General features: G+C 70.1%; 22 protein-coding genes. 14 read left to right on the plus strand and 8 right to left on the minus strand.

The genetic code is table 11. The features are described from left to right. Positions 1 to 34: 34 nt before the first annotated feature. Positions 35 to 1,726, plus strand: a complete 1,692-nt coding sequence (locus BXA03_RS09265) for an ankyrin repeat domain-containing protein (protein WP_076506464.1) — start codon at positions 35 to 37, stop codon at positions 1,724 to 1,726. Here the strand turns inward: BXA03_RS09265 and BXA03_RS09270 are convergent. Together BXA03_RS09270 and BXA03_RS09275 are read right to left on the minus strand one after the other, a co-directional pair. After that, positions 1,695 to 2,804, minus strand: coding sequence for a peptidoglycan DD-metalloendopeptidase family protein (locus tag BXA03_RS09270; RefSeq protein WP_076506466.1), 1,110 nt, complete (start codon positions 2,802 to 2,804; stop codon positions 1,695 to 1,697). The two genes, BXA03_RS09265 and BXA03_RS09270, sit on opposite strands and share 32 nt — an antisense overlap. A 110-nt stretch (positions 2,805 to 2,914) precedes the next feature. Continuing rightward, the gene (locus BXA03_RS09275; protein ID WP_076506469.1) at positions 2,915 to 4,105 is read right to left on the minus strand and encodes an AAA family ATPase; all 1,191 of its coding nucleotides are present in this window, start codon (positions 4,103 to 4,105) and stop codon (positions 2,915 to 2,917) included. Positions 4,106 to 4,354: 249 nt separating this feature from the next. Between BXA03_RS09275 and BXA03_RS09280 the strand changes: the two genes are divergently transcribed. The 7 genes from BXA03_RS09280 (at position 4,355) to BXA03_RS09310 (ending at position 9,866) form a co-directional block, all read left to right on the plus strand. Further along, entirely contained in the window at positions 4,355 to 4,945 is a 591-nt protein-coding gene (locus tag BXA03_RS09280) for a hypothetical protein (RefSeq protein ID WP_076506471.1), read from the plus strand. Positions 4,946 to 5,125: 180 nt separating this feature from the next. Further along, positions 5,126 to 5,905: an amino acid ABC transporter ATP-binding protein gene (locus BXA03_RS09285; RefSeq protein ID WP_076506473.1), complete on the plus strand. Its 780-nt coding sequence runs from the start codon at positions 5,126 to 5,128 to the stop codon at positions 5,903 to 5,905. 33 nt (positions 5,906 to 5,938) lie between these two features. After that, the gene (locus tag BXA03_RS09290; RefSeq protein ID WP_076506475.1) at positions 5,939 to 6,871 is read left to right on the plus strand and encodes an aminotransferase class IV; all 933 of its coding nucleotides are present in this window, start codon (positions 5,939 to 5,941) and stop codon (positions 6,869 to 6,871) included. Positions 6,872 to 6,909: 38 nt separating this feature from the next. Beyond that, positions 6,910 to 7,755, plus strand: coding sequence for a transporter substrate-binding domain-containing protein (locus tag BXA03_RS09295; RefSeq protein WP_076506476.1), 846 nt, complete (start codon positions 6,910 to 6,912; stop codon positions 7,753 to 7,755). A gap of 26 nt (positions 7,756 to 7,781) precedes the next feature. After that, positions 7,782 to 8,471, plus strand: coding sequence for an amino acid ABC transporter permease (locus BXA03_RS09300; RefSeq protein ID WP_076506478.1), 690 nt, complete (start codon positions 7,782 to 7,784; stop codon positions 8,469 to 8,471). 5 nt (positions 8,472 to 8,476) lie between these two features. Beyond that, on the plus strand, positions 8,477 to 9,142 hold the full coding sequence (locus tag BXA03_RS09305) for an amino acid ABC transporter permease (protein WP_076506779.1): 666 nt from the start codon (positions 8,477 to 8,479) through the stop codon (positions 9,140 to 9,142). A gap of 55 nt (positions 9,143 to 9,197) precedes the next feature. Continuing rightward, on the plus strand, positions 9,198 to 9,866 hold the full coding sequence (locus tag BXA03_RS09310) for a GntR family transcriptional regulator (RefSeq protein WP_076506480.1): 669 nt from the start codon (positions 9,198 to 9,200) through the stop codon (positions 9,864 to 9,866). Positions 9,867 to 9,918: 52 nt separating this feature from the next. Here the strand turns inward: BXA03_RS09310 and BXA03_RS09315 are convergent, their stop codons facing one another. Next, positions 9,919 to 10,797, minus strand: coding sequence for an alpha/beta fold hydrolase (locus BXA03_RS09315; protein ID WP_083715980.1), 879 nt, complete (start codon positions 10,795 to 10,797; stop codon positions 9,919 to 9,921). 154 nt (positions 10,798 to 10,951) lie between these two features. Here BXA03_RS09315 and BXA03_RS09320 point away from each other — a divergent pair, with 154 nt between their 5' ends. The 6 genes from BXA03_RS09320 to BXA03_RS09345 all read left to right on the plus strand — a co-directional run bounded on the left by BXA03_RS09320 (position 10,952) and on the right by BXA03_RS09345 (position 15,945). Next, entirely contained in the window at positions 10,952 to 11,524 is a 573-nt protein-coding gene (locus BXA03_RS09320) for a carboxymuconolactone decarboxylase family protein (RefSeq protein ID WP_076506482.1), read from the plus strand. Next, entirely contained in the window at positions 11,521 to 12,408 is an 888-nt protein-coding gene (locus tag BXA03_RS09325) for an amidohydrolase family protein (RefSeq protein ID WP_083715981.1), read from the plus strand. The genes BXA03_RS09320 and BXA03_RS09325 overlap by 4 nt, the downstream gene beginning before the upstream one ends. A gap of 9 nt (positions 12,409 to 12,417) precedes the next feature. Further along, positions 12,418 to 13,395 (plus strand): phosphoglycerate dehydrogenase, encoded by a 978-nt coding sequence (locus BXA03_RS09330; protein WP_076506484.1) that lies wholly within the window; start codon positions 12,418 to 12,420, stop codon positions 13,393 to 13,395. A gap of 79 nt (positions 13,396 to 13,474) precedes the next feature. Beyond that, a complete protein-coding gene (locus tag BXA03_RS09335) occupies positions 13,475 to 14,443 on the plus strand; it encodes a Bug family tripartite tricarboxylate transporter substrate binding protein (protein ID WP_076506487.1) in 969 nt (322 codons plus the stop codon). A 10-nt stretch (positions 14,444 to 14,453) separates the two neighbouring features. Then, the gene (locus BXA03_RS09340) at positions 14,454 to 15,323 is read left to right on the plus strand and encodes a fumarate hydratase (RefSeq protein WP_143476254.1); all 870 of its coding nucleotides are present in this window, start codon (positions 14,454 to 14,456) and stop codon (positions 15,321 to 15,323) included. A gap of 4 nt (positions 15,324 to 15,327) precedes the next feature. Beyond that, positions 15,328 to 15,945, plus strand: a complete 618-nt coding sequence (locus tag BXA03_RS09345) for a fumarate hydratase C-terminal domain-containing protein (RefSeq protein ID WP_076506490.1) — start codon at positions 15,328 to 15,330, stop codon at positions 15,943 to 15,945. Positions 15,946 to 15,980: 35 nt separating this feature from the next. Here the strand turns inward: BXA03_RS09345 and BXA03_RS09350 are convergent, their stop codons facing one another. The 5 genes from BXA03_RS09350 to BXA03_RS09370 form a co-directional block, all read right to left on the minus strand. Beyond that, positions 15,981 to 16,598 carry a glutathione S-transferase family protein gene (locus tag BXA03_RS09350; RefSeq protein ID WP_083715982.1) on the minus strand — a complete coding sequence of 206 codons (618 nt, stop codon included), beginning with the start codon at positions 16,596 to 16,598 and terminating at the stop codon, positions 15,981 to 15,983. After that, on the minus strand, positions 16,598 to 17,827 hold the full coding sequence (locus tag BXA03_RS09355; RefSeq protein ID WP_076506493.1) for a CaiB/BaiF CoA transferase family protein: 1,230 nt from the start codon (positions 17,825 to 17,827) through the stop codon (positions 16,598 to 16,600). The genes BXA03_RS09350 and BXA03_RS09355 overlap by 1 nt, the downstream gene beginning before the upstream one ends. A 117-nt stretch (positions 17,828 to 17,944) precedes the next feature. Further along, a complete protein-coding gene (locus BXA03_RS09360) occupies positions 17,945 to 19,162 on the minus strand; it encodes an acyl-CoA dehydrogenase family protein (protein WP_076506495.1) in 1,218 nt (405 codons plus the stop codon). An 80-nt stretch (positions 19,163 to 19,242) separates the two neighbouring features. Next, entirely contained in the window at positions 19,243 to 20,019 is a 777-nt protein-coding gene (locus tag BXA03_RS09365) for an enoyl-CoA hydratase/isomerase family protein (RefSeq protein ID WP_017759454.1), read from the minus strand. A 23-nt stretch (positions 20,020 to 20,042) separates the two neighbouring features. After that, positions 20,043 to 21,008, minus strand: a complete 966-nt coding sequence (locus BXA03_RS09370; protein ID WP_076506498.1) for a Bug family tripartite tricarboxylate transporter substrate binding protein — start codon at positions 21,006 to 21,008, stop codon at positions 20,043 to 20,045. Between the last annotated feature and the right edge of the window lie 3 nt (positions 21,009 to 21,011).

Here is a 21,011-nt window from a genome sequence, read left to right on the forward strand (position 1 = left end):
GCGGGCCATCGGCGTTCCATGCACGGAGGTGTCCATGAAATCCCTTCCCCCTCGTCCTGACATCGGGCATCTGAAGAAGCAGGCCAAGGCGTTGCTGGCGGCGGCCCGGCAGGCCGATCCAGCGGCACTCGAACGGTTTCGGGCCGCCTTTCCGGCCGCCCGTGGCAAAGGCGATGCCGCCCTCGCGGCGCAGGGCCTTCGGCTGCACGATGCGCAGTCCTGCCGGGCGCGCGAGCACGGCTTCGATGGATGGACCGACCTGCTGCATTTCGTGGAGGCGCGGCGAGCGCAGGCGGACGATCCGCACGCAGTGCGGCTGCGCTGGCTGCGGCTGGTCTACGACGGCGACCTGACCGGCGGCAACAACGCCCGTCGGCCCGCCGTAGCGGCACGACTATTGGCCGAAGACCCGGCGCTTGCGCCCGATGGCGACCCCTGGCTGGCCTGTGCCATCGGCGACGAGGCCCTGCTGCGCGTCGCCACGCAGCGCGATGCGGGCTGGGTCCATCGACCGGGCGGCCCACTGATGCTGCCGCCGCTGGTGGCCGTCACCCATTCGGGGCTTCTGGCGGTGCCTGGCTTCGCGGACGGTTTGCGCGCCTGCGCGGCGCTGCTGCTCGCGGCCGGCGCATCGCCCGATCAGTCGGTCGGCAGCCGCTGGTCGCCGACATCCCTGGCCTCGCCCGACGTCGCGCAGCCGCTGTCGGCGCTCTACGGCGCGGCGGGCAAGGCCCGTGACCCGGAACTGACCGCGCTGCTGCTCGCGGCTGGCGCGGAGCCCGACGACGGTGAATCGCTCTACCACGCGCTGGAGTCGCCCGCCTGCACCGAACTGCTGTTGCGCGCTGGCGCCCGCGTCGGCGGCACCTACGCGCTCTACCGCTCGTTGGACCTGGACGACCCGGCTGCGCTGCGCCTGTTGCTGACGCATGGTGCCGATCCGAACGAGGCGCCGTCCGCTCCGCCCGCGGCCGACTGGGGCTCGCCGTTGCTATGGGCCATCCGCCGCCGCCGTTCGACCGCACACGTCGCGGCGCTGCTGGACGCCGGTGCGAAGGCGGACGTGTGCACGCCCGACGGGGTGCCGGCCCGCACGCTGGCCCTGCGCTTCGGCCTGTCGGACGTGGCGGCGTTGCTTGCTCCGCAGACCCTCGATGAACGGTCCACGGCGATCGAAGCGGCGCTGCCTGAAAAGACCGACCGCGTGGAAGCCTTCGTGGCCGCCTGCGCGCGGGGCGACGTGGACGCCGCGCGCGCCCTGCAGGCGGACGACCTGCGCCTGGCCGATGCGCTGGACGCCGCGCAGCAGCGTCTGCTGCCCGAGCTCGCGGCCGCCGGCTGCGACGCGGCGGTGCGTGCCATGGTGGCTTGCGGTTGGCCGTTGGAAGTGCGCGGCGGCGACATCGACGGCACGGCCCTCAACCAGGCGCTCTTTCGCGGCGATGCCGCGCTCGTGCGCTTCCTGCTGGCGCGGGGCGCGGATTGGCGCACACCGCATGGCTTCGGCGACGACGCGCGCGGCACGCTGTCCTGGGCCTCGCTCAATCGGCCGGTGCAAGGCGGCGACTGGCCCGCCTGCGCGCAGGCCCTGCTGGACCACGGCCTGCCGCCTGCCCGGCCAGACCCGGCCGGCTCGGACGCCGTCCTCATCGAAGGGCGGCCGTATCGCTTCGAGGAGGAGGTGGCGCAGGTGCTCAGCCAGGCGCCGGCACGCAGCGCACCATGACCGTCGAGCGCACGGCGACCTCGGCCACGTCGGGCACCGACTGCGCCGGGGGCCGGCCTGCGGCGGGCCGCCATGCGACCTTCTGCGCATCGAGGAAGCTGCGCAGCGTCTGCGCCGAGAGCGCGAAGTTCACGTTCTGCGGAATGTCGCCGAGCACGGCTGCCGCCCGTATGGCATTGAGGCGGCTGACCACGACCCCGACGACGCGGCCACTGGCATCGAGCACCGGCCCGCCGCTGTTGCCCGACTGCACCGGCGCCGACATCTGGAACACCCGGCTGTCGCCGCGCACGCCGGCCTGGGCCGTGACGCTGCCGGTGGTGACCTGATGGCCCTGGGCCAGCAGCCCGGGCAGCGGAAAGCCGACCACCACCAGCGGCTCGCCCAGCCGCAGCGGTTCGGTGGACAGAGGCAGCCATTCGGCCTGCGGGCCGACCTCGATCAGCGCCAGGTCGGCCGCCGCGTCGACCGGCCCCAGGCGTGCCAAGCCGCGGCCGGCGATCTCCACACCCGCGCAGCCGTTGACCACGTGCGCGTTGGTCACGACCTGCGTGGCCGAGACGACGAAGCCCGAACCGCTGCGCGTGGCGGCCGGCCGCGTGGCCGGCGATCCCGGGGCGGCGGCCACCGCAGCCGCGCCGCGCAGGTAGGGCGTCGGGTCCACCGTCTTGCCGGAGACGCGCACCTCGAAGTGCAGCTTGACCCGGTCGGCCTCCGAACTGCCCAGGTCGGCGATGCGCTGGCCGCGCGCCACGTTGTCGCCCACCCGTACCAGCAGGCGCTCGTTGTGGGCATAGGTGGTCATCAGCGTGTCGGAATGCCTGAGGATGACCAGGTTGCCCGTGCCGCGTGGCCCCGGTCCGGCGTAGAGCACGCGGCCCGCCGCCACCGCCATCACCGCGTCGCCCCGGTTGCCCCCGAAGTCCAGGCCCCGGTTGCGGTTCACGTCGTAGCCCGCGATCACCGGGCCTGGCGTGGGGCGCAGCAGCGCGACGCCCGCCTGCGCGGTGTCGCTGCCCGGCGCGCTGGCTGGCGGCGAGGTGCTGGAGCAGGCGGCAAGCAGGGTGGCTGCCAGCATCGCGGCCAGACAGGATCGTTGACGAAATGTGAACGGCATGCCCGGATGGTAGTGAGCGCGCGTGCCGGGCGCGTGGGCTGGACCGAATGCGCCGTGCAGCGGCGGCCTGCTCACTGCGCCGGGGCGGCCGCAGCGTCGTCGGACTGGCCTGTGCCCACGGCCAGCGCCTTGCGCTCGCGCCAGGCGGCCTGGACGAAGGGATCGGTCACGGCGTAGACGCCATGGCCCTTGCGGATGATGAGGTTGGCGTCCCGCAGTTCGTCGGCGACGCGTTGCACCTGGTCGGCCGTCACGTCGCGCCCCAGTTGCGCGGTGTAGTCGGCCAGGGCCTGCGCGCCGAACAGGCCGGTGGCGTCGCCTTCGGCCTGGGCCACGCGGTCGAACACGGCGCCGGCGAGGGTGCCCAGGTCTTCGACCTTGCGCAGCTCCACGTCGGCGGCCGCCGTCCTGAGCGTGGCGGCGATGACGGGCAGGAAGCGGTCGGCCTCGGCGGGGTCGGCCTGCTGCAGCTGGCGCAGGGCGCGGATCAGCTCTTCCGGGCGCCGGCCCAGGGTGTCGAAGGCCTCGATGGCCACGGCCAGGCTGGGCTGGACGCGGGCGCCTTCGAGCGCGATGGCGTCCAGCACATGGGCCACGTAGTCGCCGTCCAGGGTCGGGTAGTCGACGGAGGTCGCGCCGGCGAAGGCATGCCGGCCCTGCAGCGTCATGCCCACCACCTGCGCACGGTGCGAGCCCGTACCGATGAAGATGAAATGGCCGGGCGTGGCGGGCCGGGGGTTGATCGCATCCCGTGCCGCCTTGATGGCCAGCAGCATCTGCGCGCCGTCTTCGCCGGCCAGCGCCTGCTGCACCTCGTCGACGATGAGCACCACGTCGGTCCGCGCCTTGTCGACCACCTCGGTCAGAGCGTCCGCCAGCGTCACGCCGCCCTTGGCGCCCACCTCGTTCAGCTGGAAGCCGAACTTGAAGCCGGCGGCGCCGACGTCGAGTCCTTTCAGCCGCTTCAGGCGCGCCAGCACGCCGGAGGCTGGCGTCTGCAGCTCGGCCAGCGCTCGCTGGATGGCCGCATGGATGAGCGTGGCGGGGTTGGCCCGGGTGTCGGTCCACAGATCCACATAGATGACGATGGCGCCCAGCGCTTCCAGGGCCGGGATCAGGTCCTGCCGCAGGAAGGTGGTCTTGCCAGTGCGCCGCAGGCCCGACAGGAAAAGCCCGGAGCGCAGGCCCTGGTCGAGCAGGCCCGGACGCAGGAGCTGCCGCGCCATCTGGTCGGCCAGGGCCGTACGGTGGAACAAGGTCATTTCGGCGATTTTACTCAGGACTGCTAATTAGCCGAAATCCATAAAACAAGCGAAAACCGTTGCACCCCTGCAGGAACCTGTGTGCCTGCCACCGTTCGCTGCGGCAGACCGACGCCCTGCAGGTCTGGTCCCACACCCGCCTGCGCCGCGCCCGCACGCCGGGGCGCCCGGATGTGGGCCGAAGGTTCACAACAGACCGGTCGAGAGGCGGCCGGTCGAACGTGACCATCTACGAAAGGAACAGTCACCATGAAGCAACGACAACAACAACGATCGCACCGCATCCTCGCCTGTGCCCTCCTGGGCGGAATGCTGGCCATCGGCGGCTACGCACAGGCCCAGGGCGTCGGGGTCGGCGTGGGCGTCAATGCTGACGTGAATGCATCCGGCTCTGCTGCTGGCCAGCGCACGGGGGCGGGCGTCGCGACGGGCACGAACGCGGGTGTGAATGCGGGCACGACCCATAGTGGCGCCCACGCCGGCGGCAATGCCCGCACCGGCGGCAGCACCGGTGCGCAGACAGGCGCTGCCGGCAACGCGGCAGGTGGCGTGGGCAACGCGGTGGGCGGAGTGCTCGGCGGCGTGACCGGTGCCGTGGGCAACGCACCCAATGCCGTGGGCGGGGTGGCCAACACCGCAGGCGGCGCCGCAAACACGGCCACCGGGGCCGCGACGTCTGCGGGCGGTATGGCAGGCGGCCTGACCAACACAGTGGGTGGCTCGCTCAAGGGCGCGACCGGTGCGGCGGGCTCGGCGGGCGGTGCGCTCAGGGCGCCCGGTGCCGCTGTCGGCGGCAGTGGCAATGCCCAGGGCTCGGGCGCGGTGAACCTGCAGAAGTAAACCGAAGCACCTGACCCGGAAGGCCCGCGGCGTGAAAGCGCCGCGGGCCTTTTTTCATGGGCCGGCGGCCGAGGCTGGCACGGATGCTGCAAGGGAAAACCAGACTGTCGATTGTTGGACAATCCAACAAAAATCACGATCCGTTTCGTTGCCAGACGTCGATCCATCCTTCCGCTCTTCATGACCCAGCCCATCCTGCGCATCAGCGGCCTTCACAAGCGCTTCGGCGACCATCATGTGCTGCAGGGCATCGACTTCGACGTGCAGCCCGGCGACCGCGTGGCCATCCTGGGCTCCAGCGGCTCGGGCAAGAGCACCTTCCTGCGCTGCCTCAACTTCATGGAAACGCCCAGCGCCGGGCGCATCGAGCTCAAGGGCCAGGTCATCGGCCGGCCCGACGCCCGTGGCGGCGATGGCGTGCGCTACACCCAGGCCGAGCTGGCGCAGGTGCGCCGTCAGGTCGGCATGGTGTTCCAGCAGTTCAACCTGTTCCCGCACATGACAGTGCTGGGCAATGTGATGGAAGGCCCCATCACGGTGCGTGGCATGGGCGCCGCGGCGGCCCGGGACATGGCCCTGCGCGAACTCGACAAGGTCGGCATGGCCCGCAAGGCGGACGCCTACCCCGGCCACCTCTCGGGCGGCCAGCAGCAGCGCGTGGCCATCGCCCGCGCGCTGGCCATGGAGCCCGACGTGCTGCTCTTCGACGAGCCCACGTCCTCGCTCGACCCCGAACTCGTGGGCGAGGTGCTCAACGTCATCCGCGACCTGGCCGAGGAAGGCCGCACGATGCTGCTGGTGACCCACGAGCTGGGCTTTGCTTACCACTACGCCAACAAGGTGCTTTTCCTGGCCGACGGCCTGATCTACGAAGCCGGCACTCCCGACGAGGTGCTCAAGCACCCGCGCAAGGAGCGCACGCAGCGCTTCCTCGACCGCTTCACGGCCTTCAGCTTCTGAAGCACCCGCCCCCTCATTCCGCGCCCTCCTCCCATGCAGCTTTCCAACCCCGCCTCCGCCACCAGCTCCCAGGCCTATCGGGCCGACGACCGCAACGACAAGGTGCTCGTCTACCTCAATGGCGACTTCGTGCCCCGCAGCGAGGCCAAGGTCTCGATCTTCGATGCCGGCTATGTCTGCGGCGACGGCGTTTGGGAAGGCGTGCGCCTGGTCAACGGCCGCGTGATCTCCTTCGATGCCCACATCGATCGCCTGTTCGAAGGCGCCAATGCCATCGCCATGGACATCGGCCTGACCAAGCAGCAGATCAAGGACGTGATCCTGCGCACCTTCGAGGTGAACGGCATGCACGACGGCGCGCATGCGCGCCTCATGGTGACGCGCGGCCTCAAGAAGACGCCCAACCAGGACCCGCGCTTCATCATCGGCAGCGCCACCGTGGTCTGCGTGGCCGAGCACAAGGTGGTCGATGTCGCGGCCAAGAAGCGCGGCCTGGCGCTGCACACCAGCACCATCCGCTGCAGCACGCCCGACGTGTTCGACCTGCGGCTCAACTCGCACAGCCGGCTCAACTTCATCCAGGCGCTGATCCAGGCCATCCATGTCGGTGCCGACGAGGCGCTGATGCTGGACACCAACGGCTTCGTCTCCAGCTGCAACTCCACCAACTTCTTCATCGTGCGCGGCGGCGCCCTGTGGACCTCGTCCGGGCGCTACTGTTTCAACGGCATCACGCGCGCCACCGTGCTGCGCCTGGCGCGCGAGAACGGCATCCCGGTGCACGAGGGCGACTACACGCTGGCAGAGGTCTATGCCGCCGACGAGGCCTTCGTCACCGGCACGCTGGGCGGCCTGACGCCCGTGGCGGCCATCGACGGCCGGCGCCTGCCCACCGAGGGCTACGGCCCGCTGACCCAACTCCTGGCCGAGCTGTACCAGGCCTACATCACGGCACCGGCGGCCTGATTCCCCTTCTTTCCCTGTCCACTTTGTAGGAGCGACGAATGAACATCCTGTCCCGCTTTGCCGCCGTCCGCCGCGGCCTGCTGTTCGGCCTGCTCGGCCTTGGCCTGCTCGCCGGCGTGCCGGCCCAGGCCCAGACGCTGGAGAAGGTCAAGAAATCCGGTGAGCTGCGCATCGGCGTGGCGCCGGGTGACCCGTGGTACTACCGCGACCCCGCCACCGGCCAGTGGACCGGCGTCGGTGTGCTCATGGGCGAGCAGATCGCCAAGAACATCGGCGTCAAGATGGTGCCGGTGGAGACCACCTGGGCCAACAGCGTGGCCGGCCTGCAGTCGGGCCAGTTCGACGTGATGTTCGTGCTCGACGCCACCGAGGAGCGCAAGCGCGCCATCGACTTCCCTGCCGCGCCGATGCTCTGGTATGCCCAGGGCGTGCTGGCCAAGGACGGCCTGGTCGTGAAGAACTGGAGCGACCTCGACAAGCCCACCGTGCGTGTAGGCGTGGCCCTGGGCACCGCCACCGACCGCGACCTCACCAAGCGCCTGCCCAACGCCAAGATCGAGCGCTTCACCAACACCGACGAGACCGTCGCCGCCTTCAACGCCGGCCGGGTCGACGCCATCGGCTTCTACCACTCGGTGCTGACCATCGCGTACTCCAAGATCAAGAAGGGCAGCGTGCAGATCCCGCAGCCGGTGGTCGCCATCGCCACCAGCGCCGGCGTGCGCAAGGAGCAGGACCCGGCCTTCCGCGACATGCTCGACGAGCAGTTCAAGAAGCTCTATGCCTCGGGCCAGACGCAGGCGCTGTACGCCCAGTACCTCAAGACCAAGGGGCTGGACCCGGACAAGATGCCCGGCGTCACGAAGGAGTCGCTGGAGAAGTAAACGACGGCGCGGCAGGGCTCCTTCAGATGAACTACGACTGGGACTTCGGCGCCGTCTGGGAATACCGCCAGATGCTGCTGACGGGCGTGCTCGGCACCTTCCGCATCGCGGCGGTGGCCATTGCCATGGGCGTGCTCATCGGCGCCGTGCTGGCCACCCTGCGCCTGACGAAGACGCGCTGGCTGCAGTGGCCGGCCCTGTGGTTCACCGAGTTCTACCGCAACACGCCGCCGCTGGTGCATTTCTTCTGGGCTTTCTATGCGCTGCCCGTGGTGCTGGGCGTGAGCCTGGACCCGTACGTGGCGGCCATCATCGCCCTCTCGACCCAGTCGGGCGCCTTCTATGCCGAGGTGTTCCGCGGCGGCGTGGTCAGCATCGACCGCGGCCAGTGGGAAGGCGCCCGCGCCCTGGGCATGCGCCCGCCCGCCGTGCTGCGGCGCGTGGTGCTGCCGCAGGCCCTGCAGCGCATGCTGCCCCCCTTCATGGAACGCTCCTTCGAGCTCATCAAGACCACCGCGCTGGCCTCGACGCTGGCGTATTCCGACCTGCTCTACCAGGCCATGCAGGTCAACAGCATCACCTTCCGCCCGCTGGAGGTCTACACCGTGGTGGCGGCCATCTTCTTCGTCACGCTGCTGGTCCTCAGCACGCTGGCGCACCTGCTGGAGGCACGGCTCACGCGTGCCACCCGGCCCGTTTCCGCGACCGCGAGGTGACCGGCATGGACTTCTCGTGGGACTTCACGCCGGTGCTGCAGAACTGGCCCGTGCTGCTCAAGGGCGTGGGCATGACGGCGCTGCTGTGGGTCATCGCCTTTCCGCTGTCGATGGCGCTGGGCCTGCTGCTGTCGCTGGCCACCGGCTCCGGCCGCCGCGTGCCGGTGCTGCTGGGGCGCAGCTGGGTCGAGCTGTTCCGCAACACGCCGGTGATGGTGCAGCTGATCTGGTTCTTCTATGCCTTTCCCATCCTCACCGGCGTGCAGCTCACGCCGCTGGTGGCGGCGCTGTGCGGGCTGGTGCTCAATGCCTCGGCCTACTGCTCCGAGATCTTCCGCGGCGGCATCGCGTCGCTGCCCGTCGGGCAGTGGGAAGGCGCCCGCGCCCTGGGCATGACGCGCACCCAGCTGATGCGCCGTGTGATCGTGCCGCAGGTGCTGGCGCGCATGCTGCCGGCCTTCACCAACCGCGGCATCGAGCTGGCCAAGAACACCTCCATCGCCTCGGTGATCGCGGTGCAGGAGCTGATGTACCAGGGCCGCGCGCTGTCGGCCGCCTTCTACCGGCCGCTGGAGATCCTCACGGCCGTGGGCCTGATCTACTTCGTGCTGATCTACCCGGGCTCCTACCTGGCCTCGCGGCTGGAGAAGCGCTTCGCGCTGCGGGCCTGAAGGCGTTGCACGCCGCGAGCCGCATCGATCCCTGGCCGAGAATCGCGCGCACACCATGAGCAGCATCCCCCGTTTCGAGCCCCTGCCCACGCTGACCCGCCGCGATCAGGTGGCCGAGACGCTGCGCCGCGCCATCCTCGCTGGCCGCATCGCGCCGGGCACGCAGCTGGTCGAAAGCCGACTGGCCGGCGACCTGGCCGTGAGCCGCGGCCTGCTGCGCGAGGCCATCCGCGAGCTGATCGAGAGCGGCCTGGCCACCAACCGGCCCTATGCCGGCACCTTCGTCACCGAGGTCAATGCCGAAGTGCTGCGCGACGTGTACGAGATGCGCCGCGTGATGGAGACCCAGGCCTACCGCCGCGTCTGGCCGCTGCGCGACGCGGCCTTCCGGGGCGAACTGCAGGCCCGCTTCGACCACATGATCGCGGCCGTGCGCAGCGACGACCTGTCGGAGGAGATCCGCGCCGAGGCGCATTTCCATGGCCTGGTGTATGAGCGCTGCGGCAACCACCTGATGCCGGCCTTCTGGCAGCAGATGACGCAGAAGATCCAGCTGGGCTTCGGCATCTGCCAGATCGCGCATGCGCCCAAGGTGGACTTCGAGGCCAACCACCGGCGCTTCCTCGACTGCGCGCTGGGCGACAGCCTGGACGAGATGCTGGCGGAACTGTCCATCCACCTGGACCGCGGCCTGGCCACCATCCAGTTCGAGGCGGGCGGCTGAGCGTCGACGCCGGCCGCGTCTGCAGCGGGCAGAACGACGACCGCGCGGCGCGCTAGGCCGGCATGGCCTGCGCCCAGTCGGCGATGGCCTGGGCCACGGCGCGCGGCTGCTCGGGCACGAGCGCATGGCCGGCTTGCGGGATCACCTGCACCGTGACCTTGTCGCCCAGCAGCGCCTTCAATTCGTTGCGCGTGGAAGCCGGACGCCACGCATCCTGCCCGCCCTGCAGGTCCAGGATGGGCGCGTGGCTCCGGCCGAACCACACCGACTTGGCTGGCACCTGCCCCGCCGCCCGGTAGGCCGCACGCAGCGCCGGATGCCAGCCCTGCAGCCAGGGCGTGGGATCGTTGCCCGGCGCGAACATGCACAGCCGCAGCGCGGCCAGCCGCTCCGGGTCCGGCCGTGTCGGGTCCGACGCGACGGCCAGCGCCTCGGCCATGCCCGGCGGAAAGACCTGGGCCGATGCGCCGAGCACCACCACGCCACGCACCAGCGCCGGATGGTTCATGTCGGTGACGCGCGCGGTCCAGTGGCCGTAGGCATGACCGACGACCACCGCGCGGCCGCCGCCGAGGCGCTCGATGGTGAAGGCGACGTCGCCGGCCAGCGTGTCCAGCGTCATGCCCGGGGGCGGTGCGGAGCTGCGGCCCATGCCGCGCGGCTGGGGCCGCAGCACGCGGAATCCGCGGGCAGCGATCAATGCGGCGACTTCGTCGAAGTCCTCGGAATCGCGCAGCGACGAGGGCAGCATGACGACGGCTGGCCCGTCACCATCGACGATGACGTCGATGTCGGTCGTGCCGTTCTTCAGCAGTTCGCGGTGTCGTCGGGGAGGCGATGGGTTCATGGCGCAGCCGTGCAGCGAAACAAGGGCGGCAGGAATGCCCAGCACCAGGGCGCGGCGCTGCAGGCGCCGATGGAGGTCCGGCATGGTCGTTGTCTCCTGCTTGTGATGTCTGCAAAGAATAGGCCGCCATCGGCGGGCGAGCCATGCACATCGGCGCATAGCAGGCTTGCCGGTGCAGCGCCTCTGTGCCGCGTCTCGATGGTTTAGCCTCGCCCGGAGACAAAGCTCCCGATCCACCATGGCACGCATTCCCCTCTTCCCCTCGGACAACATGGACGCGGCGCAGCGCGCCGTGCTCGACAAGGTGCTCTCCGGCCCGCGCGGCAGGATCCAGGGGCCGCTGCGCGCGGCCCTGCACAACCCGGATCTGGCCGACAAGTGGCAGGCGCTGGGCGCCCTGCTGCGCTACGGCACCTCGCTGCCGCCGCGGCTGTCGGAGATCGCGATCCTGGTGACGGGCCGGGCCTGCCGCTCGCCCTTGGAGTGGTATGCGCACCGCATCGAGGGCGAGAAGGCGGGCCTGGAGCCGGCCTTCATCGAGGCGCTGCTTGCCGAGTCCGAACCGCCCGCCATGTCGCCCGACGACGCGGCTGTGTGGCGCTATGCGGTCGAGCTGAACCGGCACCGCTCGGTGTCCGAGGCCACCTATGCCGAGGCGCTGGCGCGCTTCGGCATCAAGGGCGTGGTCGAACTCACGGCGCTCATCGGCTACTACACCATGGTGGCGATGACGCTCAACTGCCACGAGATCCCACTGCCGGAAGGCGTGGCGCCCGCCTTCGCGCTGCCGCAGCAGGAGGCGCTGTCGTGACCGCCGACGCCGCTGCGCCGAATAGCGCGCGGCCTGCAGGCGAAGCGCCAGGGCACGCAGCGGGCGCGCCATCCGAGCCCGTCGGCGGCTGGGACTGCCACGCGCACCTGTTCGGCCCCTATGCACGCTTTCCCCTGGCCGCGGACCGCAGCTACACACCGCCGGAGGCGCTGGAGCCGCAGTACCTGGCGCTGCTGCGCCGACTCGGCCTTCGCCATGGCGTGCTGGTGCATCCCAGTGCCTACGGCGACGACCATTCGCTGCTGCTGCATGCCCTGCAGTCGCAGCCGGCGCTGCGCGGTGTCGTGGTGGTGCGGCCCGGCAGCGCGCTGCCGCTCGGCGATCTGCATGCCAGGGGCGTGCGCGGCGCCCGCTTCAGTCATCGCAGCGGCGCCGGCGCCAACTTCAGCGGCAGTGCCTCCTTCGACGACCTGCGCGCCCTGGCGCCTGCGCTCGCCGATGCGGGGCTGCATGCCGAACTCTGGACCGACTGCCGGGCCCTCCCGGCCATCGCCGATGCGCTGCAGGACCTGCCCGTGCCGGTCGTGATCGACCACATGGGCGGCTTCGATGCGAAGGCCGGCGTCGACGAGCCGGGCTTCCGCGTGCTGCTGGATCTGCTCGCACGCGGCAAGGTCTGGGTCAAGCTGTGCGCGTACCGCAACCTGCTGAACGAGGCCGACTGGGACGTCGGCCGCGCCTTCCAGCAGAAGATGCTCGAAGCCAATCCGCAGCAGCTGGTGTGGGGCAGCGACTGGCCCCACCTGCGCGTGAACCCGGTGCCGGACGCCACCCAACTGCTGGACATGTTCATGGCCTGGTCCGGCAGCGACGCGCTCGTTCAGCGGGTGCTGTTCGACAACCCCGAACGGCTCTACCGCTGACGGGCCGCCATGAGCCTCGGCAAGGTACTGGTCACGGCCGGATCCGTGAAGGGATGCGAGCCCGCGCTGCAGCTCATGCGCGACGCGGGCTGCGAGGTGCAGCTGGCGACTCCGCCGCTGCCGCTGGACGAGGATTGGCTGCTGACCCAGAGCCGCGATGCCGCCGCCCTGATCTTCGCGATGGAGCCCGTCTCGGCGCGGCTGCTGGCCAACGCCCCGCAGCTGCGCATCGTGGCGCGCCCGGGCGTGGGCTACGACACGGTGGACCTCGACGCCGCCACCCGGCAGGGCGTCGCCGTGACCATCGCCGAAGGCACCAACCACGAGAGCGTGGCCGACTTCACCTTCGCGCTGCTGCTCTGTGCCGCGCGCGGCCTGCTTCCGGCCGCGGACAGCGTGCAGCAGCAGGGATGGACGCGCGTCACCGGCACCGAGGTCTGGGGCAAGACGCTGGCCCTGGTGGGCCTGGGCCGCATCGGCCAAGCCGTTGCGCGGCGCGCACGCGGCTTCGACATGCGCGTGCTCGCGGTCAGCCGCCAGCGCGACGAGGACTTGGCGCACCGCCTCGGCCTTAGCTACGTGGACCTGGACAAGGCCCTGCGCGAGGCCGACTTCCTCTCGCTGCATGCGCCGCTCACACCGCAGACCGCGAACATGCTGGACGCCGGTGCCATCGCGCGCATGAAGCCGGGCGCCTACCTGGTCAACACCTCGCGCGGCGGCCTGGTGGACGAGGCGGCCCTGGCAGCGGCGGTGCGTGAGGGCCACCTGGCCGGGGCCGCGGTCGACGTGCTGCGCCAGCAGGGTGCGGGCAGCACCAGCCCGCTCATCGGCGTGCCGGGCATCGTGGTCACGCCGCACATGGCCACCTTCTCGCGCGAGGCCATGCACCGCGTGGCCATGGCGGCCGCGAAGGCCGTGGTGACGCGCCTGCAGGGCGGCAGGCCCGCGGGGCTGGTCAATCCGCAGGCGCTGGACGCCGCATAGCAGCTATGACGCCGCGGGGGTACCGCGGCGCGCAGGTGCTGCCCAGAATGCCGGCAGACCACGATCACAGGAGACACGCATGAAGCATCGGATCTGCGCCGCCATGGCGCTGGCGGGCGCACTGTTTGCCGCACAGGCGGCCGCCCAGGAATTCCCCCGCCAGCCCGTCAAGCTGGTCGTGCCCTTCGCCGCGGGCGGGCCGGCCGACATCCAGGCCCGCTGGCTCGGCGTGAAGCTGGGCGCGGCCCTGGGCCAGCCGGTGGTGATCGACAACCGCGCCGGTGCCGGCGGCGTGCTGGGTGCGCAGGCCGTGATCAATGCGCCGGCCGATGGGCACACGCTGCTCTTCGCCTCGGTGGGTGCCGTCGCCATCGCGCCCTATTTGATGGACAAGCAGCCCTACGACGTCGCGCGGGACCTGGCACCGGTGATCCGCGTCGCCACCGCGCCCATGGTGCTGGTGAGCTCGTCGACGGGCCGCCACCGGGACCTGGCCGCGCTGGTGGCCGACGCCAAGGTGCATCCCGGCAAGGTCAGCTATGCGAGCGCGGGGCCGGGCACGACGACCCAGCTCGGCTCCGAGCTGCTCAAGCGCGAGGTGGGGGCCGAGATGATCCACATTCCCTACAAGGGCGCGGCCCCGGCGCTCACCGATGTCATGGCCGGCACGGTGGACGTGATGTTCGCCGATGCGCCGGTGGTGCTGCCCTACATCAAGGGCGGCAAGCTGCGCGCCCTGGCGGTGGGCACGCCGACGCGCGTCGAGGGCCTGCCCGATGTGCCCACCACGGCCGAGGGCGGCTACAAGAACGTGCTGGCCTCCACCTGGTACGGCGTGCTGGCACCGGCCAAGACCCCGCCGGCTGTGGTCAAGCGCCTCAACAGTGCCATCGCCACCGTGTTGGCCTCGCCCGATGCGGTCAGCTTCTTCGGCAGCCAGGCGCTGATCGTCAACGGCGGCACGCCGGAGGAGTTCGGCACTTTCGTGGCCAGCGAGTCGAAGCGCTGGACCGCGCTGGCCAAGGCGGCCGGCGTGCGGATGGACTGAGCCCTGCCCCATGGCCATCGCATTCACGACCATCAAGCAGGTCACGGCGCAGCTGTACGACCGCTCGCTGCGCGGCATTCCCAAGGACACCGAGGCGGCCCTGCGCAGCGCCGATGCGCGCGAGCGCAACGAGACCGCGCGCCACACGCTGCGCGTCATGCTCCAGAGCGCCGAGGCGGCGCAGCGCGAGCAGCATTTCATCTGCTCCGACGCGGGCGTGCCGGTCTACTTCGTCAAGGTGGGCGTGCAGGCGCAGTTCGCCGGCAACCTGCGCCAGGCGATCACCGAAGGCTTCGCGGAACTGGTGGACACCATTCAGCCGCCGCTGCTGCCGCATGTGACGCATCCGCTCACGCTGGCGCGCGGCTACCGGGGCAAGGGCATGCCCATCGTCACCTTCGACCTGGTGGACGACTGCGACCATGTGGAGATCACCTGCTCGCCCAAGGCGCTGGGGTCGGGCCGATGGGCGGCGCTGGAAATCTTCAGCTTCCCCGACCTGAAGACCATCGAGGAATTCGTGCTGGACACGGTCATCCAGGCCGGCGCCCAGCCCTGCCCCCCGGTCGTGATCGGCGTGGGCATCGGCGGCACCTTCGACTACGCGGCCAAGATGGCCAAGGAAGCGACGCTGCGCCCCATCGGCACCGCGCATGCCGAGCCGATGGTGGCCGACATGGAGCGGCGCCTGGTGCAGGCCGTGAACCAGACCGGCTTCGGCCCCATGGGCACCGGCGGCGACAGCACCGCAATGGCCGTGCATGTGAACTACTGCGCCGGCCACGGCTTCACGCCCGTGGCCGTGGCCTTCAACTGCTGGATCAACCGGCGTACCCGCGCGCGGCTCTTCAACGATGGCCGCGTCGAAATCCTGGAGTGAAGTCATGGCCGTCCGCGAACACCGACTGAGCTTTCCGCTCTCCGAAGCCGACGCGCGCAACCTGCGCGCCGGCGACCTCGTCACGCTCGACGGCGAGATCGTGATCACCGCCGGCATGCCCACGCACGAACGGCTGCTGCGCTGCCTGGAGGGGCAGGAGCCGCTGCCGATGGCGCTGCAGGAGGCCTCGGTCATGCACCTGGGCAGCTTCAGCCGCGACATGGGCGAACGCTTCGAGGTGCTGTACCTCAACCCGACGACCAGCACCCGCTTCAACCCGTTCATGCCGCGGCTGCTGCGCGGCTTCCGCTGGCATGCGGTGGGCGGCAAGGGCGGGCTGGATGCGGCATCGGCCGAGGCGCTGCAGGAGGTCGGCGGCGTGTACCTGTCCTTCCTGGGTGGCGGATGCACGCTGCTCTCGCATGCCGTGCAGGACGTGGTGGAAGTGGGCTGGCGCGACATGCTCACTCATTACCGGCTGGTGCGGCTGAAGGTGCAGGGCCTGGGGCCGGCAACCGTCGGCATCGACGCCCAGGGGCGCAGCCTCTATGACGAGGAGAAGGCCGCGGTGCAGGCGCGGCGCGCGGCCATCGTCGCGCAGATGGACGCGGCGCGGGGTTGATCGACGGGGGCCGATGCGCCCCCGCTCACACCTTCTCAGCCGTCGATGGGCTCCGTGGCCTGGAACGAGGGCCGCTGCATCAGTTCCGCATGCCAGGCGGCCAGTTGCGGCGCGGTGTTCCGCCAGCCCAGCGCATCGAAGCGGTAGTCGATGTAGCCCAGCGCGCAGCCCACGGTGAGCGTGCCGATGGAGAACGGCGCCGCGCCCAGGGCGGCGGCCTCGGCATCCAGCAGCAGCAGCGACGAACGCACCTTCAGCGCGAAGGCATCGAGCAGGTCCTGCAGCGGCTGCGCACGCTCACGTTCGTTGCGCCACAGGATCAGGGCATCCAGCAGGCCGTCGCCGAAGGCATGCCAGCGCAGGGCCTGCCAGCGGGCCTCACCCTCGGCAGGGAAGATCGTGCCCCCCGCCAGCGTGTCCAGGTATTCGCAGATCACCACCGAGTCGAACAGCACCGAGCCGTCCTCCCGCACCAGCGTCGGGATCTTGGACAGCGGGTTCACCGCCATGATCTCCGGGTTGGGCTTGAGCATCGCCGCGACGGAGCGCACCAGGTGCAGCCGGTCCACCAGGCCGAGTTCGTGCGCGCACACCATCACCTTGCGCACGTAGGGCGACTTGGGCGACCAGTGCAGGGTCAGTTGGCCGGTCATCAGATCACCTCCTTCAGACGCAGTGCGGCGATGTCGGCAGGCGCATAGCCCAGCTCGGACAGGATGTCCGCGCTGTGCTCGCCCAGCAGCGGCGGGGCCGAGCGGATGGGCAGGGCCGCACCATCGAACTGCATGGGGCTGGCCACCAGCGGCACATCCACGCCGGCGGGATGCGGCACGCGCTGCAGTATGCCGCGCGCCTTCACCTGCGGTTCCTCGAATACCTGGGCGACGTTGTTGATCGGGCCGCAGGGCACACCTGCGGCGTCCAGGGCGGCGATGAGCCGGCTGCGTTCCCATTGGCCGAAGGCCTCGCGCAGCAGGGCCGAGAGTTCGACGATGTTGCGCACGCGTTGGGCATTCGTGGCAAAGCGCGCGTCGGCGGCCCATTCGGGATGCGCGAACACCTGGCAGAGCTTGGCGAACTGCCCGTCGTTGCCCACCACCAGGATCACGTCGCCATCCGCGCAGGCATAGACGTCCTGCGGCTGGATGTTGGGATGCGCATTGCCGTTGCGTTGCGGCACCTTGCCCGAGACCAGGTAGTTCATCGCCTGGTTGGCCAGCGTGGCGACCTGAACATCCAGCATGGCGATGTCGATGTAGCCGCCCACGCCCGTCTCGTTGCGGCGGGCCAGTGCGGCGAGCACGGAGACGGCGGTGTACATGCCCGTCATCAGGTCCACGATGGGCACGCCCACCTTCTGCGGGCCCGCGCCGGGCTTGCCGTCCTTCTCGCCCGTCACGCTCATCAGGCCGCCCATGGCCTGGATGAGGAAGTCGTAGGCGGGCTGGTCGCGGCGCGGGCCGGTCTGGCCGAAGCCGGTGACGGAGCAGTAGATGAGGCGCGGATTCACTTTGCGCAGCGAGGCCTCGTCCAGCCCGTAGCGGGCCAGGGTGCCGGCCTTGTAGTTCTCCAGCACGATGTCGGCCCGCTGCGCGAGCTCGCGCACGATCTGCTGGCCTTCGGGCTTCTCCAGGCTCACCGTCAGCGAGCGCTTGCCGCGGTTCACGGCCAGGTAGTAGCCGGCCTCGCGCGTGTCGCGGCCTTCTGCGTCCTTGAGGAAGGGCGGGCCCCAGCTGCGCGTGTCGTCGCCCGCCCCGGGCCGTTCGATCTTGATGACCTCGGCGCCGAGGTCCGCCAGGATCTGGCCGGCCCAGGGCGCCGCCAGGATGCGGCTGAGGTCGAGGACCCGGACGTGCGACAACGGGCCGGCGGCGGTGCTCATGGGCAGATCTCCTTCACGATGACCCATTCTCGGAAGGGGCACCCAAGGCGACTACCGCGGCGGCTGCAACGCTGGGATGCGCGGGCGCGCATACCAGCGCGCGGCCTCACTCAGCCTTCAGACGCCCTTGGCCAGCTCCAGCTTGGCGATGGCGTTGCGGTGCACCTCGTCCGGACCGTCCACCAGCCGCACGGTGCGCTGGTGGGCATAGGCCTCGGCCAGCCAGAAGTCCTGGCTCACGCCGCCGCCGCCGTGGGCCTGGATGGCCCAGTCCACCACCTTGCACGACATGTTGGGCGCCACCACCTTGATCATGGCGATGTCGGCGCGCGCCACCTTGTTGCCCACCGTGTCCATCTTCCAGGCCGCATTGAGCGTCAGCAGGCGGGCCTGGTCGATCATGCAGCGGGACTCGGCGATGCGCTCGTGCCAAACCGATTGCTCGGCCAGCGGCTTGCCGAAGGCGATGCGTTTGCGCAGGCGATCGCACATCAGCTCCAGCGCGCGTTCGGCCGCGCCGATCGAGCGCATGCAGTGGTGGATGCGCCCGGGGCCGAGGCGGCCCTGGGCGATCTCGAAACCGCGGCCCTCGCCCAGCAGGATGTTGTCGACCGGCACGCGCACGTCCTCGAGCAGCACCTCCATGTGGCCATGCGGCGCGTCGTCGTAGCCGAAGACCGACAGGTGGCGCAGTACCGTCACGCCGGGGGTGTCGCGCGGCACCAGCACCATGGACTGCTGCGCATGCCGCGGCGCGTCCGGGTCGGTCTTGCCCATCACGATGAAGATGCGGCAGCGCGGGCTGCCCGCGCCCGACGAGAACCACTTGCGGCCGTTGATCACGTAGTGGTCGCCATCGCGACGGATCGAGCACTGGATGTTGGTGGCGTCCGACGAGGCCACCGCCGGCTCGGTCATCAGGAAGGCCGAGCGGATCTCGCCGGCCAGCAGCGGCACCAGCCACTGCTTTTTTTGCTCAGCGGTGCCGTAACGCTCGATCGTCTCCATGTTGCCGGTGTCCGGCGCGGAGCAGTTGAACACCTCACTGGACCAATGGACCCGGCCCATGACCTCGCACAGCGGCGCGTAGTCGAGGTTGGAGACGCCGCCGTTGCCTTCATAGGGATGCGGCAGGAACATGTTCCAGAGGCCCGCCTCGCGCGCCTTGGGCTTGAGCTCCTCGATCAGCGGCACCGTCTGCCACGCATCGCCGGCGCGCCGGAAGGCGTCCATCTCGTGGTGGTAGCGCTCCTCGTTGGGATAGATGTGCTGGTCGAAGAAGGCCTTGAGGCGCTGCAGCAGGTCGGCGGCTTTGGGGGATGGATCGGCGAACATGATGATTCCTTTGGATGACCGCGCGATTGAACCGGCAGTGGCGTTTTCTGTCGATCACGCCAGCGACAGTTCACACCCGCTCAACGCCCCGTGAACACCGGCGGACGCTTCTCGGCGAAGGCGCGCTGGGCTTCCTTGGCGTCCTCGGTCCTGGCGATCTGGGCCGTCATGTCCTGTTCGTAGCGATAGCCGTCGCGCAGGCTCATGTCCTCGATGGTGTTGAGCGTGTGCTTGAACATGCGCGTGGCGATGGGGCTCTTCGATGCGATGCTGCGTGCGATCGACAGGGCCTTGGGCATCAGCTCTTCCGGCGGCACGCAGGCCTCCACGATGCCCAGGCGGTACATCTCTGCGCCATCGACGCGCGTGCCCGTGAGGGCCATGAAGCGCAGGCGCGAGTGGCTGAAGAGACGCATGGCATGGCGTCCGCCGCCGAGCAGGCCGACGTCCACTTCGGGCATGCCCAGCGTGGCCTTCTCCGAGGCGACCAGGATGTCGCTGGAGGCTGCCATGGCCAGGCCCGAGCCGAGCGCTGCGCCGTTGATGGCCACCACCACCGGCTTGGCGCATTCGCGGATGGCATGGAAGCATTCGCGGGTGCGGCGCGAATGGGCCGGAAGGTCGCCCGGCCCCTTGATCACGTCCTTGCGGCCCTTGAGGTCGGCGCCGGCGCAGAACACCTTGCCGGCGCCCGTCAGCACCACGGCGCGCACTTCGTCCATTTCGGAGATGCGGTCCAGCGCCAGGGTGAGCTCGTCGTTGAGCGTGCGCGTGAGGGCATTCACCGGCGGCGCGTTCAAAGTGAGGGTGGCGACGAAGTCCTCGATCTGCACTTCGAGCTGGGTCAGGTCGTTCATGGTTGGCTCCTGGGTTGTTCGGTTCAGTCGATGCGGGCGCCGGAGGTCTCGATGACCTTCTTCCACTTGGCAGCTTCGCTGCGGACCAGCACTGCCATCTCTTCTGGTGTGCTGCCCTGGGGCACCACGCCATTGGCGGCGAACTGTTCCTTCAGCTCGGGCGACGCCAGCACGGCGTTGATCTCGCGATTCAGCCTGTCGATCACGGCGCGCGGCGTGTTTTTCGGCACCGAGATGTAATTGACCGGGGCGGCGTCGAAGCCCTTGAGCGTCTGCGCGATCGGCGGCACGCCGGGCAACAGGGGCGACGGCTTGACCGTGGCCACGCCAAGCGGTCGCAGGGCGCCGCTGTCGATGTGCGGCTTGTAGGCCGCGATGCTGTCGATGGCCATCTGGACCTGGCCGGAGAGCAGGTCGGCTAGCGCAGGCCCGGTACCGCGGTAGGGAATGTGCATGATCGAGACGCCCGCGGCCTGCTTGAAGAGCTCGCCCGCCAGATGGCTGCTGGCGCCCTGGCCGGCACTGGCGAAGTTGACCTTGCCAGGGTTGGCCTTGGCGTAGGCGATGAGTTCCTCGATGGAGTGCACGGGCAGGTTCTTGTTGACCACCAGGACGTTGGGGACGATCGCCACTTCCGACACCGGCACCAGGTCATGCACCGGGTCGTAGGGCAGCCTGGCCATGAGGTAGGGGCTCGTCATCTGGGGACCCGGCGTGGTGTACAGCAAGGTGTGGCCGTCGGCTGGCGCCTTGGCGACGGTGTCCGCACCCAGCACGGCACCCGCGCCCGGCTTGTTGTCGACCACCACGGGCTGGCCCAGCCGCTTGGCCAGGGGCGCCGCGATGGCCCGCGCGACGAAGTCGGCACCGCCGCCGGGTGCGAAGGGCACCACCATCCGCAGCGGCTTGGTGGGAAAGTCCTGCGCGCCTGCGCTGAAGGCGATGGCAGCGCACAGCAGTGCGGCGGTCCTGGCAAAGAGTCTTTTCATCGC

The organism is Pseudacidovorax sp. RU35E (genome assembly GCF_900156165.1).
Taxonomy (GTDB): domain Bacteria; phylum Pseudomonadota; class Gammaproteobacteria; order Burkholderiales; family Burkholderiaceae_C; genus Xenophilus.

Bases quoted from the DNA above. Each gene is read 5' to 3' on its own strand.
- BXA03_RS09265 (WP_076506464.1), top strand. From the start codon at position 35: ATGAAATCCCTTCCCCCTCGTCCTGACATCGGGCATCTGAAGAAGCAG.
- BXA03_RS09270 (WP_076506466.1), bottom strand. From the start codon at position 2,804: ATGCTGGCAGCCACCCTGCTTGCCGCCTGCTCCAGCACCTCGCCGCCA.
- BXA03_RS09275 (WP_076506469.1), bottom strand. From the start codon at position 4,105: ATGACCTTGTTCCACCGTACGGCCCTGGCCGACCAGATGGCGCGGCAG.
- BXA03_RS09280 (WP_076506471.1), top strand. From the start codon at position 4,355: ATGAAGCAACGACAACAACAACGATCGCACCGCATCCTCGCCTGTGCC.
- BXA03_RS09285 (WP_076506473.1), top strand. From the start codon at position 5,126: ATGACCCAGCCCATCCTGCGCATCAGCGGCCTTCACAAGCGCTTCGGC.
- BXA03_RS09290 (WP_076506475.1), top strand. From the start codon at position 5,939: ATGCAGCTTTCCAACCCCGCCTCCGCCACCAGCTCCCAGGCCTATCGG.
- BXA03_RS09295 (WP_076506476.1), top strand. From the start codon at position 6,910: ATGAACATCCTGTCCCGCTTTGCCGCCGTCCGCCGCGGCCTGCTGTTC.
- BXA03_RS09300 (WP_076506478.1), top strand. From the start codon at position 7,782: ATGAACTACGACTGGGACTTCGGCGCCGTCTGGGAATACCGCCAGATG.
- BXA03_RS09305 (WP_076506779.1), top strand. From the start codon at position 8,477: ATGGACTTCTCGTGGGACTTCACGCCGGTGCTGCAGAACTGGCCCGTG.
- BXA03_RS09310 (WP_076506480.1), top strand. From the start codon at position 9,198: ATGAGCAGCATCCCCCGTTTCGAGCCCCTGCCCACGCTGACCCGCCGC.
- BXA03_RS09315 (WP_083715980.1), bottom strand. From the start codon at position 10,797: ATGCCGGACCTCCATCGGCGCCTGCAGCGCCGCGCCCTGGTGCTGGGC.
- BXA03_RS09320 (WP_076506482.1), top strand. From the start codon at position 10,952: ATGGCACGCATTCCCCTCTTCCCCTCGGACAACATGGACGCGGCGCAG.
- BXA03_RS09330 (WP_076506484.1), top strand. From the start codon at position 12,418: ATGAGCCTCGGCAAGGTACTGGTCACGGCCGGATCCGTGAAGGGATGC.
- BXA03_RS09335 (WP_076506487.1), top strand. From the start codon at position 13,475: ATGAAGCATCGGATCTGCGCCGCCATGGCGCTGGCGGGCGCACTGTTT.
- BXA03_RS09340 (WP_143476254.1), top strand. From the start codon at position 14,454: ATGGCCATCGCATTCACGACCATCAAGCAGGTCACGGCGCAGCTGTAC.
- BXA03_RS09345 (WP_076506490.1), top strand. From the start codon at position 15,328: ATGGCCGTCCGCGAACACCGACTGAGCTTTCCGCTCTCCGAAGCCGAC.
- BXA03_RS09350 (WP_083715982.1), bottom strand. From the start codon at position 16,598: ATGACCGGCCAACTGACCCTGCACTGGTCGCCCAAGTCGCCCTACGTG.
- BXA03_RS09355 (WP_076506493.1), bottom strand. From the start codon at position 17,827: ATGAGCACCGCCGCCGGCCCGTTGTCGCACGTCCGGGTCCTCGACCTC.
- BXA03_RS09360 (WP_076506495.1), bottom strand. From the start codon at position 19,162: ATGTTCGCCGATCCATCCCCCAAAGCCGCCGACCTGCTGCAGCGCCTC.
- BXA03_RS09365 (WP_017759454.1), bottom strand. From the start codon at position 20,019: ATGAACGACCTGACCCAGCTCGAAGTGCAGATCGAGGACTTCGTCGCC.
- BXA03_RS09370 (WP_076506498.1), bottom strand. From the start codon at position 21,008: ATGAAAAGACTCTTTGCCAGGACCGCCGCACTGCTGTGCGCTGCCATC.